We start from the raw sequence: 13292 nt of genomic DNA on the forward strand, positions 1-13292 counted from the left end.
AGCAGGGACAGTGGGGATCGTGCTCACCGGGCCAGTATCCCACCGGCTGCGCGGGCCGCACCCACTGCGTTCACCCGGCGTCAGCAGGTGTCCGGACCCGTGGGCGGGACCCCCAGCTCACGGCGCCGTGCGTGCCGTGAGGTCGATGGCCATGACCCCGTCCTCCTCCCGCCCGGGGACCTCGGTGAAGCCTTCCGACCTGTAGAGGGCGATGGCAGCGCGGTTCGCGGGTTCCACCGACAGGGAGACCTGCGTGACACCGCGTGCGCGCGCCCGGTCCAGGGCGGCACGCAGCAGGCGCCGACCCCACCCGTGGTGGCGGTGGCCGCGCATGACGGACAGGGACAGCTCCGGGACTCCGGGGGCCAGCCATCCGTAGCCGGCATCGTCCTCGGGCAGGAACAGGAGCGACACCACCCCGACCAGTGTTCCCGCACCCTCCGCGACCAGGGCGAAGTCTCCGCGTTCGGGGACCAGACGTGTGTAGTGACGGAAGTCCGGTGAGGTGCGGACCTGTTCGAGGGTGAAACGACGGTTCTCCCAGTTCAGCGCCGTCCACGTCGCGGTCTCCAGGACCCCCGACCGGTCCGCGTCGAGCTCCCTGATGTCGACGTCTCCCATGTCGCGACCTCCTCGGGCTCCTGGGGCCTCCGCTCCGCTGCGGGTCCAGGCCCCAAGTCTATTCGCCGCCCGACGGGCGCACCGGTGGAGGGGGCGGGACCGGGCCGCGCCCGGGGTCACCCGCTCAGGAGTCGAGGGCCTTCGCCACCCCGATGAGGATCGCTCCCGCGACCACCAGGACCACACCGGCCATCGTGGTGACCAACTCCCGACGGGTGCGCTTCTCCCCCAGCAGGAAGATCCCGCCCAGGGTGGAGATGATGACGCCCAGCTGGGACAGGGAGAAGCCCATGGCCACACCGACGCGGGCCGCATTGGTCTGCATGAGCAGCACACCGAGCCCCCACAGGACCCCGGGGAAGAGTTGTCGCACGGTCACCCGTGACCAGCGTGTGTCGCGCTCCCCGAGCTCGGGCGTGAAGCGCGGGGAGGTGAGCACCAGGCAGGCGAGGGCACAGCCCGCGAACTGGGGCAGCATGGCCTCCTGCCCGCCGATCCCGAAGTGGCGCTGGACGAGGAGGTAGCCGACGAGGCAGATGGTGGAGACGACCAGGTCCACCCGACCCGCCCCCCAGTCGACTCCCTCACGCACGGGGTTGCCCTCGGTCCACGTCGTGCAGGTGACCCCGGCGGTGAGCAGGACCAGCGCGAGCATCCCGATCGGCATGGCGCCGGGACCCCGCCACTCGCCGAAGAGGATGATCCCGCCCAGTGCCATGCCCACCAGCTGTGCACCGGTCGAGATGGGCATGGTGCGCGAGACCCCGATGTGGTTGAGTCCCCGGACCTGGTAGAGGATGCCGACCCCGAGCACCGCGCCCGTGGTGAAGGCGACCAGGACGGTGCGCAGGTCCCACTCCACCCCGAAGAACGGTGTGAGCACCAGGGCGATCAGGAGCCCGCCGGTGACCTCTCCCATCGTCTGTTGCCGGTAGTCGCCCCCCAGCGCGACCAGGAGCAACGACATCACACCGAAGATCAGTGAGGGGGTCAGGGCGATGAAGAAGTCGGCCACCGCGACACCCTACAGCGTGGGAAGCTCCCCCGGTGCCACCCCTTGGTCCCGGGACTCCCAGGCCTTCCGCCGTCTCCGGAGGCGTTCCTCACCGGCGAGGCGCAGCAGGTGCCCGACCACGCCGGGCACGGCCCCGGCCAGGTCGTCGGCCTGGATGGGCCTCCCGGGCAGGGCGACCCTGCCGGTCGTGTCCACGTGCGCTGCGACGCGGGCCGCGCGGGCGTGGATCCACACCGCGCTCGCGGCGGTGAGGGGGATGTCGACGGGGCCGCCCCCGAGCTCCTCCTCGGCCCTCCTCTGGGCCAGCAGGGAGGCCAGGACGCCGGCGAGGACGTCCCCACTGCCTGCGACCCCGGTCCATCCGGTGTCCCCGGCGACGGAGAGGACGCGCCCGTCACTGCCCACCACCAGCGTCACCGATCCCTTGAGGACGACGGTCGCCACTGTCAGCTCCACGATGCGGCGGGCTGCGGCCAGGGGGGACGCCTCCACCTCCGGGCGTTCCACCGTCCGGTCCTCCAGGTGGGCGAGCAGCGTGGCTGCCTCCCCGGCGTGGGGTGTGAGGACGACGTGGTCCAGGGCGTCGTGGTCCGCCAGGAGTCCGGGCACGAAGCCGAGGGCGCCGGCGTCGAGCACCAGGGGGATGCCGCGTCCCAGGGCACGGCGCGCCACGGCCTGGGCCCGCGGCTCGATGTCGGCGTCGAGGCCGGAGCCGACGACCGCCGCCTGGGAGCGCCCGGGTGCCGTGACCACACCGGGGTGGCGGTCCAGGACGATGCGGGCCGTGCGCCCGGCGGACTCCAGGCGCACCATGCCCGGCCCCGCACCGAGGGCACCCATCGTGGCCAGGACTCCCGCGCCCGGATAGGTGTCCGAACCTGCGGCCACGGTGACGACCCCGCGGGTGTACTTGTGGTCGAAGGGCCCCGGTGCGCGCAGTGTCAGGGCGACGTCGACGTCCTCGGGGCGCAGCACCTCGACGAGGGCGCTCCCCTCGCCCTCCGCACCGTGCGCCCGGCGCGCGCCCCCCACGTCGGTGCCCAGGTCGACGACCTCCAGGGTGCCCGCGTACTGGGCTGCCGGGGGCAGCAGCAACGGCGTCTTGAAGGCGCCCATGGTGACCGTGTGATCGGCGCGGAGCACCGCCCCGGGCAGCGTCCCGTCCACGGCGCAGGACCCCGAGGGCACGTCCACCGCCACGATCCGGGTCCCCCACCGCCGGGCCGCGCGCCCCAGGGCGCCCACGGCACCGGCCAGGGGTTCCCGCAGCGGGCCCGTCAGACCGGTCCCGGTCAGTCCGTCGATCCAGATGTCCCCCTGGAGCCAGGTGGGGACGCCCTCGTCCAGGGGGAGGGAGAGCTCACGGATGTCGACGCCGGCGGAGCGGGCCTCCGCGAGCGCGCGGGAGTGGGGGTGCGCGCTCAGCAGTGCGGCACGCACCTCCGAGCCGTCGCGGGCGAGCATGGCTGCGGCGTGGAGCGCATCGCCGCCGTTGTCCCCGCCACCCGCCAGGGCGACGACCGTGGCCTCTCCTCCACCCAGGTGCTCGACGGCGTCCGCCACACCGCGCGCGGCGCGCAGCATGAGTGCGTCCTCGGGGGCGGCGGCGACGGCCAGCCGCTCGGCCTCACGGACGAGCTCGGGGGGCAGGGCGTGGATCACACGCCCATTGTGCCCCGTCGCCCCGCCGCGCGTCCCTCCGGACGGGTCACTCCACGGTCACGGACTTCGCGAGGTTGCGGGGCTGGTCGACGTCATGACCCATCGTCGCCGCCAGCTCGCAGGCGAAGATCTGCAGGGGCACCACGGTGAGCAGCGGCATGTAGAGGGTCGGGGTGCGCGGGACGCGGAAGACGATCTCCGCGTACTCGTCGACGGAGGTGTCGCCCTCCTCGGCGACCACGAGGGTGCGCGCCCCACGCGCCCGGACCTCCTGGATGTTGGAGACGACCTTGTTGTGCAGCTCCGGGCGGCGCGGGGTGGGGACGATGATCATCACGGGCTGCCCCTCGTCGATGAGGGCGATGGGGCCGTGCTTGAGCTCACCGGCGGCGAAGCCCTCGGCGTGGATGTAGCACAGCTCCTTGAGCTTGAGGGCGCCCTCCAGGGCGACGGGGTAGCCGACGTGGCGTCCCAGGTAGATCATCGAGTCGATGTCGGCCATGGAGCGGGCGACCTGGCGCACGGACTCCGCGCGGTCCAGGACCCACTGGATCGCCTCGGGGACGCGCTCCAGCTTCTCCATGTAGTCCTCGACCTCGTCGGCGTACTTGTTGCCGCGCACCTGGGCCAGGTAGAGGCCCAGGACGTAGGTGGCCGCGATCTGCGCGGTGAAGGCCTTGGTGGAGGCCACCGCGATCTCGGGGCCGGCGTGGGTGAGGAGCACCGCGTCGGACTCACGCGAGATGGTGGACCCGGGGGTGTTGACGATGGCGATGACGCGGGCACCCTGCTCGCGGGCGTGGCGGATCGCCATGATGGTGTCCATGGTCTCCCCCGACTGGGAGATGGCCACGACCAGGGTCTTCTCGTTGACCACCGGGTCGCGGTAGCGGAACTCGTGGGCGAGCTCGACCTCGACGGGGATCCGGCACCAGTGCTCGATGGCGTAGCGGGCGACGAGGCCGGCGTAGGACGCGGTGCCGCAGGCGACGATGATCATCTTGTCCGCGCCGCGCAGGATGGACTCCGGGATGCGCAGCTCGTCCAGGGCGAGGTGGCCGGTGGCGTCGAGGCGGTCGGCGATGGTGGCGGCCACGGCGCGGGGCTGCTCGTGGATCTCCTTCTCCATGAAGGTGGACCAGCCCTCCTTCGTCGCGCGTTCCCGGGCGAAGTCGACGCTGAAGTGGTGGGGCTCCAGGACCGCACCCTCCTTGTCGAGGACGACGATGCCCTCCGCCGTCACGCCCACGACCTGGTCCTGGCCGACCTCCACGGCGTCGGTGGTCCGGGAGGCGAAGGCCAGTGCGTCGGAGCCGAGGAAGTTCTCGCCCTCGCCCACCCCGATGACCAGTGGTGAGGAGCGGCGCGCCGCGACGATGAGGCCGGGCACCTCCTCGCTGAGCGCCAGGAGGGTGTAGGTGCCCTGCAGCTGGGGGGTGATGGCGAGCATGGCGGCGACGAGGGCGCGACCACGATCACTGTCGGGGCCGGTGAGGCCCGCCAGTTCGCCCTCCCAGGCGGGCAGGTCGGCGTCGTGGAAGGCGCGGTCGAGGAGGTGGACGACCACCTCCGTGTCCGTCTCCGAGACGAAGCGGTAGCCCTCCGCGCGCAGCTCGGCGCGCAGGACGTCGGCGTTCTCGATGATCCCGTTGTGGACGAGGGCCAGGCGGTGGTCCATGGACACGTGGGGGTGGGCGTTGACCAGGGTCGGCTGGCCGTGGGTGGCCCAGCGGGTGTGCCCGATGGCGGAGCGCGACGGTGCGGTGGGGGTCTCGGCCAGTGCCGCCCGGAGATTGGTGAGCTTGCCGACGGCCTTGACGACCGTGAGCTCCGAGCCGTCGTCCACCTCGCCGTGCGTCAGTGCCACCCCGGCCGAGTCGTACCCGCGGTACTCCAGGCGGGAGAGGCCGTCCATGACGACCTCCAGGGGGCGGGTTGAACAGCTGCGGGCGACATGGCCGACGATTCCACACATGGCGCCCATTGGAGCACGCGGGGGCGGCGGTGACCAAGACCGACACGGGGGCCCGAGTGCGGATGATCGGGTGGCGCGGACTGCGCTCAGGATGCGCCACAATGTCGGGGTGAGTCCCCTCATCGAGCCGTCCACCGGAACCAGCCCGTTCACGCATTTCAGCCGTGCGGAGTGGGACCGGCTGGCCTCGCGCACCCCGCTGCCCCTGACTCCGACGGACATCTCGCGGATCGCCTCCCTGGGGGACCCGATCGACATGCAGGAGGTCGACGCGATCTACCGGCCGCTGTCGGCACTGCTCCAGCTCTACGTGGAGGGATCACGCCAGACCGCCGCGGCCAGGCGTGCGTTCCTGGAGGAGCCCGAGTTCCCCCCGACCCCCTTCGTCATCGGGATCGCGGGATCGGTGGCGGTGGGCAAGTCCACGGTCGCGCGCCTGCTGCGCCTGCTGCTCTCGCGCTGGGAGCACACCCCACGCGTCGACCTGGTGACCACCGACGGGTTCCTGCTGCCCAATGCCGTCCTGGAGGAACGCGGCATCCTGGCACGCAAGGGATTCCCCGAGTCCTACGACCGATCCGCCCTGCGGGACTTCCTGGCCCGGGTCAAGGCGGGCGAGGCGGACCTGCAGGTCCCGGTCTACGACCATGTGTCCTACGACGTGGTCCCCGGGAGGTTCCTGACGGTCTCGCGTCCCGACATCCTCATCGTGGAGGGCGTCAACGTGCTCCAACCCCCGCGGCTGTCACCGGGGACCACGGGCATCGCGGTGTCGGACTTCTTCGACTTCTCGATCTACGTCGACGCGGAGGAGGCCCACGTCGAGCAGTGGTACGTCGACCGCTTCCTCCAGCTGCGCCGCACCGCTTTCCTGCGCGAGGACTCCTACTTCCGCACCTATGCCGACCTCACGGACGAGGAAGCCGACGCGACCGCCCGGGTGATCTGGCACGCCATCAACCTGCCGAACCTCCAGGAGAACATCCTGCCCACCCGCGAGCGCGCGACCATGGTCTTCACCAAGGGCCCCGCCCACCGGGTCGAGTCCCTCTACCTCCGCAAGGAATGACCTTCCCCTGCCGAAGTCCGCTCTGTTCCGACCTCGAAGTCCGCTCTGTTCAGACCCCGAAGTCCGCTCTGTTCGGGGCTCGAGGTCCGCTCTGTTCAGACCCCGAAGTCCGCTCAGTTCGGGGCTCGAAGTCCGCTCTGTTCTGACCTCGAGGTCCGCCCAACCTGACCCCACACCGGTGGCGCGCCGTGTCGGCCCGACGCCGACAGCCCACCCCCGACAGTCCCGGGGACCCGCCCTCGTACGAGGGCGCCCCCGTGCTCAGGACAGGGAGAGACGTTCCTTGACCACGTCCGCCAGCTCAGCGCACACGGAATCCGCCTCGTCCTGGGTGGGAGCCTCCACCATGACCCGGACCAGGGGTTCAGTGCCCGAGGACCGCAGCACGACGCGGCCCGTCGAGCCCAGCCGCTGCTCGGCCGCGGCCACGGCCGCCGCGAGACCCTCGTCATCGGCGGCCCGCGCCTTGTCGACACCGGGGACATTGATGAGGGTCTGTGGCAGACGCTTGATGAAGGAGACCAGATCTCCCAGGTCCCGCCCGGATTCCTTGACGGTCCGGGCCAACAGCATCGCGGTGAGGATCCCGTCGCCGGTGGTGGCGTGGTGTCGGGCGATGACGTGGCCCGACTGCTCACCGCCGAGGGAGTACCCGCCCTTGAGCATGGCCTCCAGGACGTAGCGGTCGCCGACCGCGGTCTGCACGGTGGCGATCCCCTGCTCGCGCATGGCCAGGAGAAGCCCGAGGTTCGACATGATCGTGACGACGAGGGTGTCGTGGTCCAGGGTGCCCGCATCGCGCATGGCGACGGCCAGGGTTCCCATGATCTTGTCCCCGTCGATGAGGTTGCCCGCACGGTCCACGGCCAGGCAACGGTCCGCGTCGCCGTCGAAGGCGACACCGAAGTCCGCCTCGGAGGCGACGGTGACGGCCTTGATCTGCTCGGGGTGGGTGGATCCGGCCTTGAGGTTGATGTTGCGCCCGTCCGGGGAGGCGTTGATGACGACCACGTCCGCCCCCGCCTCGCGCAGGGCCTCCGGACCCAGGGTGGAGGCACCGCCGTTCGCGCAGTCGACCGCGATGCGCAGGCCCCGCAGGTCGGCACCCCCCAGGGACTCCACGAGGTGGGAGACGTAGGACTTCTCCGCCCAGTCGTCGTCGTACTCGACCTCGCCGACATCGGCACCGACGGGGCGCTCCCAGTCCTGGCCCAGGAGGTCCTCGATGTCGTCCTCGACCGTGTCGGGGAGCTTGAAACCACCGTGGGCGAAGAACTTGATGCCGTTGTCGGGCATGGGGTTGTGGGAGGCGGAGATCATGACACCGAAGCTGACGCCGTCACCGTTGGCGGTGAGGTGGGCGACCGTCGGAGTGGTGACCACACCGATGCGCACCACGTCCACGCCCGCCGAGGCCAGACCGGCGGCGAGCGCGTGATCGAGGAACTCCCCGGAGATGCGCGTGTCGCGCCCGATGATGGCGCGCGGCTTGGACCCGTCGCTGCGAGGCCCCCCGCCGATGCGCCGAGCGGCAGCGTCGCCGAGCTCGAGGGCCAGGGTGGCCGTCAGATCCCTGTTGGCCAATCCACGCACGCCGTCCGTGCCGAACAGTCTGGGCATCCTCGCGTCCTCCGTGTCGGGTGAGGGTTTCAACCCCCACACACTACCGCCCCGCCCGTTCCTCCCGAGAACACCGGTGGTGGCGGCGGGTGCCGCGGGCGCAGCCCCGCCGCTCGCTCCCCGACGGCCCCGCGCTCCTGCGTGCCCGGGGAGCGCGTCCGGGTCGCGCCGTCCCCGGGTGGATCTGCGCGTACGAGGGCGGGGCGACAAGTACGAGGGCGGGGGCGGCGGCGGGGGTGAGCCCTCCCGTCAGGACACCTCCGGTCACGTGAGCAGCACGGGGACGGGGCGACAAGTACGAGGGCGGGGGCGGCGGCGGGGGCGAGCAGGCCCGTCAGGACACCTCCGGTCAGGCCAACACGTACGAGGGCGCTCCCGCCAGTCGGCGCACACACAGCTCACGCTCCCGGCCTCCGTACTGCCCGCGCACACAGCTCACACTCCCGGCCTCCGCACTACCGGCGCGCGCACAACTCACACTCGCGGCCTCCGGACTGCCCGCGCACACACAGCTCACGCTCGCGGCCTCCGCACTACCGGCGCGCGCACTGCCCGCACGAGCAGTGCCCGCGTCCACACGCCCGACACGCGGGAGGGCCCCACCCCGCACAGCGGGATGGGGCCCTCCGGCTCCGAACGGCAGCTGCCGATCAGCGCTTGGAGTACTGGGGCGCCTTGCGGGCCTTCTTCAGGCCTGCCTTCTTGCGCTCGACGGCGCGGGCGTCACGGGTCAGGAAGCCGGCCTTCTTGAGGACCGCGCGGTTCGCGTCGCGGTCGATCTCGTTGAGGGCGCGGGAGATGCCCAGACGCAGAGCGCCGGCCTGACCGGAGATGCCGCCGCCGTCGATGCGGGCGATGACGTCGAAACGGCCGTCCAGGTCCAGCAGGACGAAGGGGGACTTCACGAGCTGCTGGTGCAGCTTGTTCGGGAAGTACTCCTCCAGGGTGCGGCCGTTGAGCGTCCACTGTCCGGTGCCGGGCACCAGACGGACGCGGGCCACGGCCTCCTTGCGACGGCCGAGGCCGGCGCCGGGGGCGGTGATGGACTGGCCGGCGCCGGAGGGCGCTGACTCGGTCTCGGTGGTGTACGAGCTGGGGGCGTTCTCCTCGTCCAGCTCAATGGTCTCGGTGGTCTCAGCCACAGTTCTCCTCAGTGCAGTTCGTGGGCTCAGAAGCGCGACGCGCTCACTGGGCGACCTGGGTGATTTCGAAGGGGATCGGCTGCTGGGCGGCGTGGGGGTGCTCGGCGCCGGCGTACACGTGCAGCTTGCGCAGCTGCTCGCGACCGATGGTGTTGCGCGGAAGCATGCCGCGGACTGCCTTCTCGACCGCCTTCTCGGGGCGGTTGGCGAGCAGGTCACGGTAGCTGACGGCCCGCAGACCACCGGGACGACCCGAGTGGCGGTAGGCAATCTTCTGCTCGGCCTTCTTGCCGGTGAGGACGATCTTGTCCGCGTTGATGATGATGACGTAGTCGCCCTGGTCCATGTGGGGGGCGAACGTCGGCTTGTGCTTCCCACGGAGAAGGGTGGCGACCTGGGTCGCCAGGCGTCCGAGGACGACATCGGTGGCGTCGATGACATACCACTTCTTGTCGGCGTCCCCAGGCTTGGGTGAATAGGTGCGCACGGGCGTAGCCTTCAATTCTTTCGGTCAAGGAGCACGTCCGGGCACCACGACTGGGTGGCCTCCGCACGCGCTCTCGTTGAGATCGGTTCGCGCGAGGCGTCAACACCTGCGAACGGCGAGTGGGAAAGCACCGGTGACGCGGCTGACGCACAGCGGCACCCAGTCTATCGGGGCCCGGGGAGAGGGTCAAAGCCGGGACGCGACTGTGGGCGATCACTCATGCCCACCCGGGCACGCCCGCAGGGCCTCCCCGGTCCCACATCCGTCAGCAGCACTCGTCCCGGCGGCGCGCGGACTCACGCGCACGCGCGGCCCACTGGTCCTCCGACGGGTAGTCGACCCGCTCCAGGGTCAGGCCGTGGGCAGGCGCGATCGGGGCAGCGGATCGGCGGGATCGGGCGTCCAGCAACTCCTCCACCCACTCCGCCGGTCGACGGGCGAGTCCGACCTCCAGGGCCGCGCCCACGAGGGAGCGGACCATCGAGTGGCAGAACGCGTCCGCCGAGACATCGATGCGCACGGTCCCGCCCTCGTCGGAAATGCGGAACTTACGCAGCGTGCGCACGGTGGTCGCGCCCTCGCGCGGGCGGCAGAAGGAGAGGAAGTCGTGCTCGCCGAGCAGCACGCGGGTCGCGCGGTCCATGGCGACCAGGTCCAGCGGCCCGCGCGGCAGCCACACGACGTCGTGGCGGCGCAGGGGGTCGCGCGCCTCGACGCGGTCACAGAGACGGTAGACGTAGTGCCGGCCCGTGGCGGAGAAACGGGCGTCGAAGTCGCAGGAGACCTCCTGGGCGGTGTGGACGACGACGTCGCCGGTACCGCGTGGGATCGGGGGTGCCCCCCACGTCTCCCGCCACGTCCCCGCTTCGCGGGCGAGCAACCCGTTCATGCGTGAGACCAGTGCCTCGGCGGCGCTGCGGCCCTGGCCCGCCTCGTTGCGACCACTGCCGCCCGTGGCACGAGCGGGGCGCCCTCGCAGCCCCTCCCAGGGCCCGCGCGGGACGTCGACGTGGGCCACCTGGTGGCGGGCGTGGACGCCGGCGTCCGTGCGTCCGGCGACCGTGAGGCGCACCGGTGTCCGGACGAGCGTGCCGAGCACCTCGGTGAGCACGCCCTCGACGGTGCGCAGACCCGGCTGGGCCGCCCACCCGTGGAAGGCGGTGCCGTCGTAGGCGAGGTCCAGGCGGACCCGCGCCACGTCGGTCGACGAGGGCGTTCCCGTCCTGTCGTCCCGGTGCCCCGACTCCTCCTGCGGCCCCCTGCCGTGACGGGCGCCCGTCGCCGGACCTGCCCCATCTCCGGAGCCGACGGCTCCGGCCGGGGAGGTCACAGGGCCCACGCGCGCACCCCGCCGATGATCCCGGCGTCATTGGGGACGATCACCACGTCCTCGCCCATGCGTTGGCGGTTGGTGGTCGTGATGCGCTTGGAGTTCCCGCCCCCGAGGTAGAGGCGGTCCCACATGTACATGGGGCGGAGCCCCTCGACCACCCGCCGGACCCGCCGGGACCAGTGGGCATCACCCAGGCGGAGACGCTCGTGCTCGCCGATGTAGTCGTCGTAGGTGAGGCCCCAGCGCACGAAGCCCTGGGACACCTCGACGTGGGGTGCGAGATGTCCGGCGTCGAAGACCGAGTTCCCCAGACCGGTGCCCAGGGTGATGATCATCTCCAGGCCCTTGCCCGCGATGACCCCGGCCCCGGCGACCTCGGCGTCATTGAGCACCAGCGTGGGCAGGCCCAGTGCATCGGCGATGGCGCGCCGCATGTCGAAGTGCGCCCAGGCCTCGACCAGTTCGGGGACGATGCGCGAACGCGGCCCCTCCTTGGTGATGTAGTGCGGCGTCGCGATGACGACACCGTGCCGGATCATGCCGGGCATCCCCATGGTCACGCGCGTCGCATCGGGCAGCGCCGCCGCCAGGTCCACGACGGTGCGCACCAGGAGTTCGGGTGGCAGCGGATAGGGCGTGGGGGTCCTCCGTGCGGGTGCGGTGAGGGTCCCGCCCTCGTCGACGACGGACGCCTTGATCCCCCCACCGCCGCAGTCCACGGCCAGGGTCATCTCCTCGGACATGGCCCCAGCCTAGTGGCCGGGCGGGACCTGGCCGGACGCCCGGTGACGGAACGCCCGGTGGCGAGAGGCCCGGTGGCGAGAGGCCTGGTCGACGACCACGCGCGTCCACAGGTGCTGGAACCTGTCCGCGTCCCTCCACAGGTGGGGCGTGCGGACATGGCCGACCTCCGTCCGCCTCGGCACAGTGGCATGACGCGACTGCCAACGTTCCAGCGACCACCGGACGGGGGATGCACGCCATGGAACAGATGCCGACATGGAGGGACGTCGGACGCCACATCGTCCTGAGCACCCGGGACAACAGGATCCGGTCGGTGTCCCGGTCCCGGGTTCCCGGTGTCAGTGATGACGCATCGGGACTCCTCCGCATTGACCGAGGCGTCTACCTCGACCTGCACTACCTCGCCGGGCTCGACGGACCGTGGGCACAACGTGAGGCCGTCGACATGGCCCGGACCAGGGCAGTGTCGCACCGTTCCGGGCCCGGTTCCGTCATCCATGGGGAGAGCGCCGCACTCGTTCACGGACTGCGTCGGTACGCACCCTCCGGCGACATCCACCTCTGGCACCCCTGGAGACCGAGCACCCTTGCCCGTCGCCTGCCCGGCATCCGTGTGCCCGGTCTCGCCCCGATCCCCGAATGCCGGGTCATCCACCACCATCGGTGGATCCCACCTGACAGCGTGCGGCTGATCGACGGGACAGCAGTCCTGTCCCTGGAAGCCACCGCGCTCACCGCTGCCATGTCCCTGCCGGAGGAACAGGGTTTCACCATTGCATCCGCTGCCCTCACCGAGTTGTCCCACTTCGACCGGCGTACGCAGGAGGTGTGCAGGGTCCGGGAGGAAGAGGTCCGTGCCGACCTCCTCTCCACCCTGGAAGGGTCACCCCCGACCGCTGCCGGTCGGGTGCGCGCCCGGCGCGTTCTCACCCTCAGCGACGCCGGCTGTGAGTCCGTCGGCGAGGCCCGCCTGCTGTGGATCCTGCGGTCCGCTGGCATTCCCGGCCTGAAGACGCAGGTCAGGACCGTGTGCGGAAGGAGGATCTACTTCGTCGACATCGGAGTCCCCGGGCTCCTCCTGGCCATCGAGTTCGACGGGCTCGCCAAGTACGGGTCGGGCGATCACCAGATCCACGAGGCATACCTCGCGCGGGACCGCCGCCAGCAGGAGATCGAGGAGCTCGGCATCGTCTTCATCCGATTCCTGTGGTCGGACCTGGCGGACCCGGAACGGGTGGTGGCAACTGTCCGGGAGCGCCTGTCCCGGCTGGGCGTCCCCGACGTCGACCGCTGAGACCGTGGCCGGACCGCACACGAACTGACTGTCCCTGCGTCGGCACATTCAGTGACGTGTGCCAGCGGCGGGGGCACCGATCACTGAATCTCACGGCAGTGGACTCGGTCCTCCGGAACCGCGTTCCAGGCTGGCTGCATCATTCCAGCTCAAAGGGCATTCCCGCTCGCCACCTCACCGAAGTGAGCTCCGGAGCCGCTGACATTCAGTGACCCGTGGCAGCAGCGACGGCACCGGTCACTGAATCTCAAGGCAAGAGGACACGGCCCCCCGGAGCCGCACGCCGGACCAGCTCTATCGCCGCAGTTCACAGGGCATTCCGATCTTCCA

The 13292-nt window shown here is 71.2% G+C and carries 11 protein-coding genes; 2 read left to right on the top strand and 9 right to left on the bottom strand.

Going from position 1 to position 13292, the window contains the following annotated elements; translation table 11 throughout:
- Nucleotides 1–117 precede the first annotated feature (117 nt).
- From BQ9890_RS08230 to glmS, 4 genes are all read right to left on the bottom strand, one after another.
- Nucleotides 118–621, bottom strand: a complete 504-nt coding sequence (locus BQ9890_RS08230) for a GNAT family N-acetyltransferase (RefSeq protein WP_075890742.1) — start codon at nucleotides 619–621, stop codon at nucleotides 118–120.
- A gap of 124 nt (nucleotides 622–745) precedes the next feature.
- Nucleotides 746–1636, bottom strand: coding sequence for a GRP family sugar transporter (locus BQ9890_RS08235; RefSeq protein WP_075890743.1), 891 nt, complete (start codon nucleotides 1634–1636; stop codon nucleotides 746–748).
- A 9-nt stretch (nucleotides 1637–1645) separates the two neighbouring features.
- On the bottom strand, nucleotides 1646–3298 hold the full coding sequence (locus BQ9890_RS08240) for an NAD(P)H-hydrate epimerase (RefSeq protein ID WP_075890745.1): 1653 nt from the start codon (nucleotides 3296–3298) through the stop codon (nucleotides 1646–1648).
- Nucleotides 3299–3344: 46 nt separating this feature from the next.
- Complete coding sequence (gene glmS, locus BQ9890_RS08245; protein ID WP_075892926.1) at nucleotides 3345–5273, bottom strand: glutamine--fructose-6-phosphate transaminase (isomerizing); 1929 nt, start codon at nucleotides 5271–5273, stop codon at nucleotides 3345–3347.
- Between the two features lie 109 nt (nucleotides 5274–5382).
- On the opposite strand from glmS, the gene coaA reads away from it, so the two are divergent.
- Nucleotides 5383–6342 (top strand): type I pantothenate kinase, encoded by a 960-nt coding sequence (gene coaA / locus BQ9890_RS08250; protein ID WP_230297883.1) that lies wholly within the window; start codon nucleotides 5383–5385, stop codon nucleotides 6340–6342.
- A gap of 261 nt (nucleotides 6343–6603) precedes the next feature.
- Here coaA and glmM read toward each other — a convergent pair whose 3' ends face one another.
- From glmM to BQ9890_RS08275, 5 genes are all read right to left on the bottom strand, one after another.
- Nucleotides 6604–7962 carry a phosphoglucosamine mutase gene (gene glmM / locus BQ9890_RS08255; RefSeq protein ID WP_075890749.1) on the bottom strand — a complete coding sequence of 453 codons (1359 nt, stop codon included), beginning with the start codon at nucleotides 7960–7962 and terminating at the stop codon, nucleotides 6604–6606.
- A 650-nt stretch (nucleotides 7963–8612) separates the two neighbouring features.
- On the bottom strand, nucleotides 8613–9104 hold the full coding sequence (rpsI, locus tag BQ9890_RS08260) for a 30S ribosomal protein S9 (RefSeq protein ID WP_075890751.1): 492 nt from the start codon (nucleotides 9102–9104) through the stop codon (nucleotides 8613–8615).
- Between the two features lie 43 nt (nucleotides 9105–9147).
- The gene (gene rplM / locus BQ9890_RS08265; protein ID WP_075890753.1) at nucleotides 9148–9591 is read right to left on the bottom strand and encodes a 50S ribosomal protein L13; all 444 of its coding nucleotides are present in this window, start codon (nucleotides 9589–9591) and stop codon (nucleotides 9148–9150) included.
- Nucleotides 9592–9856: 265 nt separating this feature from the next.
- Complete coding sequence (locus BQ9890_RS08270; protein ID WP_075892928.1) at nucleotides 9857–10789, bottom strand: tRNA pseudouridine synthase A; 933 nt, start codon at nucleotides 10787–10789, stop codon at nucleotides 9857–9859.
- A gap of 128 nt (nucleotides 10790–10917) precedes the next feature.
- The gene (locus BQ9890_RS08275; protein WP_075890755.1) at nucleotides 10918–11667 is read right to left on the bottom strand and encodes an ROK family protein; all 750 of its coding nucleotides are present in this window, start codon (nucleotides 11665–11667) and stop codon (nucleotides 10918–10920) included.
- 239 nt (nucleotides 11668–11906) lie between these two features.
- Between BQ9890_RS08275 and BQ9890_RS14850 the strand changes: the two genes are divergently transcribed.
- Nucleotides 11907–12962, top strand: coding sequence for an endonuclease domain-containing protein (locus BQ9890_RS14850; RefSeq protein WP_143226286.1), 1056 nt, complete (start codon nucleotides 11907–11909; stop codon nucleotides 12960–12962).
- Nucleotides 12963–13292 lie beyond the last annotated feature (330 nt).

It is taken from the genome of Actinomyces provencensis, from assembly GCF_900155435.1.
Taxonomy (GTDB): domain Bacteria; phylum Actinomycetota; class Actinomycetes; order Actinomycetales; family Actinomycetaceae; genus Pauljensenia; species Pauljensenia provencensis.

Excerpts from the sequence above, each read along its gene's own strand:
- BQ9890_RS08230 (WP_075890742.1), bottom strand. The coding sequence starts at position 621 with ATGGGAGACGTCGACATCAGGGAGCTCGACGCGGACCGGTCGGGGGTC.
- glmS (WP_075892926.1), bottom strand. The coding sequence starts at position 5,273 with ATGTGTGGAATCGTCGGCCATGTCGCCCGCAGCTGTTCAACCCGCCCC.
- glmM (WP_075890749.1), bottom strand. The coding sequence starts at position 7,962 with ATGCCCAGACTGTTCGGCACGGACGGCGTGCGTGGATTGGCCAACAGG.
- BQ9890_RS08275 (WP_075890755.1), bottom strand. The coding sequence starts at position 11,667 with ATGTCCGAGGAGATGACCCTGGCCGTGGACTGCGGCGGTGGGGGGATC.
- BQ9890_RS14850 (WP_143226286.1), top strand. The coding sequence starts at position 11,907 with ATGGAACAGATGCCGACATGGAGGGACGTCGGACGCCACATCGTCCTG.